We start from the raw sequence: 4260 nt of genomic DNA on the forward strand, positions 1-4260 counted from the left end.
CGCGGCCGGGTCGGGCGCGCGGGCGTTCCCGTCGGCGCGGGGCGTCGTCACGGGCACCGCGCCGCCACTCGCTCCACGCCCAGCCGGCCGCCACGGCCAGCGCGACCGCCGCCGCCCAGAGCAGCCATTCCGGCATCCGTACCCCCGCCTCGAGAGTCGGTGCGGCGCGGACGCCGCAGGTGGCGGGCCACCCGGCGCAGCCCGCAGTCCGGCGATCCTCGCACGTCGGTGGCCCTGGCGCCGCCCAGGCGTGGCGGGTGGCCGGCGGATTGTCCCACCGGACCGATACGGTGCCGGGGTAGCGGAATCACGGGAGGTCGCGCGGTGTCCGAGGAAGCCATCCACCAGCAGGTCACTCCGGCACAGGAGGCGGCCGCGGGTGCCGAGCCGACCCTGGAGGCGCGGGAGCAGCACGCCACCCTGAGCCAGGAGCTGACCGAGCACCAGTACCGCTACTACGTGCTGGACGCGCCGACCATCTCCGACGCCGAGTTCGACCGGCAGTTGCGGGAGCTGGCGGCGCTGGAGGAGCAGTTCCCCGCGCTGCGCACACCCGAGTCGCCGACGCAGCGGGTCGGCGGCACCTTCTCCACGGACTTCACCCCGGTGGCCCACGCCGAGCGGATGCTCTCGCTCGACAACGCCTTCGCCGACGAGGAGCTGGCGGCCTGGGCCGAGCGGGTCGAGCGCGACGCGGGCGGGCCGGTGCCCTACCTCTGCGAGCTGAAGGTCGACGGGCTCGCCATCAACCTCACCTACGAGCGCGGGCGGCTGGTCCGCGCGGCGACCCGGGGCGACGGCCGCACCGGCGAGGACGTCACCGCCAACGTGCGCAGCATCCGCGACGTGCCGGGCCAGCTCTCCGCGTCGGCGGAGTTCCCCGACATGCCGGAGTTCATCGAGGTCCGCGGCGAGATCTACTTCCCGGTGGCCGCCTTCGCCGACCTCAACGCGGGTCTGGTCGAGCAGGGCAAGGCACCGTTCGCCAACCCGCGCAACGCGGCCGCCGGCAGCCTGCGCCAGAAGGATCCGCGGATCACCGCGTCCCGTCCGCTGCGCCTGGTGGTGCACGGCATCGGCGCCCGCCGCGGCTTCCAGCCGGTGACGCAGTCCGAGTCGTACGCGGCCCTGAAGGCGTGGGGGCTGCCGACCAGCGACCGTTGGCGGGTGGTGCCCGACCTGGCCGGCGTCGCGGAATTCATCGCCCACTACGCCGAGCACCGGCACGACGTCGAGCACGAGATCGACGGCGTGGTGGTCAAGGTCGACCCGGTCTCGATCCAGGGCCGGCTCGGTTCGACCAGCCGGGCGCCGCGCTGGGCGATCGCCTTCAAGTACCCGCCGGAGGAGGTGACCACGAAGCTGCTCGACATCGACGTCGAGGTCGGCCGCACCGGCCGGGTCACGCCCCGGGCCGTGCTCCAGCCCGTCAAGGTGGCCGGCTCCACCGTCGCGTACGCCACCCTGCACAACGCGCGGGAGGTCGAGCGCAAGGGCGTCCTGATCGGCGACACCGTGGTGCTGCGCAAGGCCGGCGACGTGATCCCCGAGGTGCTCGGCCCGGTGGTCGACCTGCGCCCCGCCGACGCCCGGCCGTTCGTCATGCCCACCACCTGCCCGGCCTGCGGCTCGCCGCTGGCGCCGGCCAAGGAGGGCGACGTCGACATCCGCTGCCCCAACTCCCGCACCTGCCCCGGTCAGCTGCGGGAGCGGGTCTTCCACCTGGCGAGCCGCAAGGTGTTCGACATCGAGGCGCTCGGCCACAAGAGCGCGGCGGCGCTGCTCGACGCCCACATCATCACCGACGAGGGCGACCTGTTCTCCCTCGACGCCGAGCAGCTCGCGAAGTCGCCCTTCTTCGTCAACAAGGACGGCAGCCTCGGCAGCAATGCGGTCAAACTGCTCGACAACCTGGCCGTGGCCAAGGAACGCGACCTGTGGCGGGTGCTGGTGGGGCTGTCCATCCGGCACGTCGGGCCCACCGCCGCGCGGGCGCTCGCCCGGCACTTCCGCTCCGTCGAGGCGATCGACCGGGCCGGCGAGGAGGAGCTCTCCTCGGTCGACGGCGTGGGGCCGACGATCGCGGCGAGCATCCGGGAGTGGTTCGCCGTCGACTGGCACCGCGAGGTGGTCCGCAAGTGGGCCGAGGCCGGCGTACGGATGGCCGAGGACGTGGTCGACGAGGGGCCACGCCCGCTGGAGGGGCTCAGCGTCGTGGTGACCGGCACGCTGGCCGGGTTCAGCCGCGACCAGGCCGCCGAGGCGATCCAGAGCCGGGGCGGCAAGGTCAGCGGGTCGGTCTCCAAGAAGACCTCCTTCGTGGTCGTGGGCGACAACCCGGGCTCCAAGGCGGACAAGGCGGCCAGCCTCAAGGTGCCCGTCCTCGACGAGGCGGGCTTCCAGGTGCTGCTGGACGAGGGCCCGGACGCGGCCCGGGGGGCCGCCCGCATCGAGGAGTGACGGCGGGCCGGCGGGGAAGCCCGCCCGGGAGTGGGGGAGGCCGCCCGGGCGGACGCCTCGCGGTGTCGTCGGCGGGCGCCGTCCCGGGCGGCTTGGGGGGACTGGCCCGGATACCAACTTAATTACGACTACGACCGATTCGCGACTGTCGTGTCGGGCATTGCACCACCGAGGGCGTTTCATTGACGGCACGGCGTGTCAGCGGGCACGCCTCGTGGACCGAGCCCCCCGGGAGGTGCGATGGAGGCCGCCGACCTGCGAAACTCCGTTCCGCCCGGCCGGGGACGCCCGTTCTTCGTCTTCGTCTGGTCGGTCGTCGCGCTGGCCGTGCTGCTCTGCGTACGCCCGCTGCTCGCCCTCCCGGAGGAGCTGCCGGAGCTGCCGGCGGCGTTCTGGGTGATGGCGGCCCTCGCCATCGGCTGCGACGCGCGCCCGTTCGTCCCGCCCGGGCGCCGGCAGACCTCGGCGGTCTTCCCGTCCACCTGCTTCACCTTCGCGATCCTGCTCGGCTGGGGGTTCGGCCCGGCGGTCGCCGTGCAGGCGGTGGCCGTCGTCGTCTCCGGCTGGCGGATGGGGCACGCCCCCTGGCGGACGGCCTTCAACGCCGGCCAGTACGCCTGCGCCCTGGCCGCCGCGTACGTGGTCACCTGGCTCGGGCCCGGCGGCATCTTCGACGGCGGCCCGCTGCGCTGGACGGACGTGGCCGCCGTGGGCGGCGCGACGGTGGCCTGGTTCGCCGTCAACTACGCGCTGGTGAGCGCCGCCGTCCGGCTGCGCTTCGGCGACCGCTGGTGGCCCAGCCTGCGGCAGGGGCTGGGCTTCGAGCTGCTCTCCACCGGCTCGCTGCTGCTGCTCGCCCCGGTGCTGGTCGCCGCGGCCCGGGCCAGTGCGGCGCTGATCCCGCTGGTGCTGGTGCCGCTGTTCGCCGTCTACCGGATGGCCCGGCTCAGCGTGGAGCAGCAGCAACTGGCCTCACTGGACCCGCTCACCGGCCTGCCCAACCGCAAGGCGCTGCTGGCCGAGGTCGGCGAGCAGGTGCACCTGCACGCCGAACGGGCAACCCGCGGCGAGCCCGGCGCCCACCTGGCGCTGCTCCTGATCGACCTCGACCGGTTCAAGAACGTCAACGACGCCCTCGGGCACGCGGTGGGTGACCGGCTGCTGGTCGAGGTGAGCGCCCGGCTGACCGGCGTGGCCGGGGAGGACATGGTGGCCCGGCTGGGCGGGGACGAGTTCGCCATCGTGATGACCGGGCTGGCCGACGTCGATGAGGCCCGGGACCTCGCCGACCGGGTGGTCCGCGCGCTGGCCGAGCCGGTGTCCCTGGACGGGCTGCCGCTCGACGTGGGCGGCTCCATCGGCGTCGCGCTCTTCCCGGAACACGGTGAGGACTTCGCGACCCTGATGCGCCACGCCGACGTGGCGATGTACGACGCCAAGCACCGCAACGACACCGTGGCGGTCTACGCGGCCGAGTCGGACCACAACTCCGCCGAGCGGCTGGGCCTCCTCGCGGACCTGCGCCGGGTGCTGGAGTCCGGCCGCCCGGCCGGCGCGCCGCCGGCGACGCGGGCCGGGCTCCCGCCTGAGGACGCCGCGCGGGCCGGGCTCCCGCCTGAGGACGCCGCGCGGGCCGGGCTCCCGCCTGAGGACGCCGCGCGGGCCGGGCTCCCGGCGGGGGAAGCCGCCCCGGACGGCCTACCGGCGGGGGAAGGCGCGCGGGCCGGGCTCCCGGGTGCCGGCGACGGGCCGCGGGGGGCGGCCGACCGGACCGTGGCCGGTGGGGTCCTGGCCGAGGGG

The 4260-nt window shown here is 74.9% G+C and carries 2 protein-coding genes; both read left to right on the forward strand.

What is annotated here, in order from left to right:
• Positions 1-324 precede the first annotated feature (324 nt).
• Positions 325-2460 carry an NAD-dependent DNA ligase LigA gene (gene ligA, locus AB0L34_RS32990; protein ID WP_363709498.1) on the forward strand — a complete coding sequence of 712 codons (2136 nt, stop codon included), beginning with the start codon at positions 325-327 and terminating at the stop codon, positions 2458-2460.
• A 240-nt stretch (positions 2461-2700) separates the two neighbouring features.
• On the forward strand, positions 2701-4260 hold a 1560-nt coding region (locus tag AB0L34_RS32995), incomplete at its 3' end, for a diguanylate cyclase (protein WP_363709500.1).

It is taken from the genome of Micromonospora sp. NPDC052213, assembly GCF_040679695.1.
Lineage (GTDB): Bacteria > Actinomycetota > Actinomycetes > Mycobacteriales > Micromonosporaceae > Micromonospora.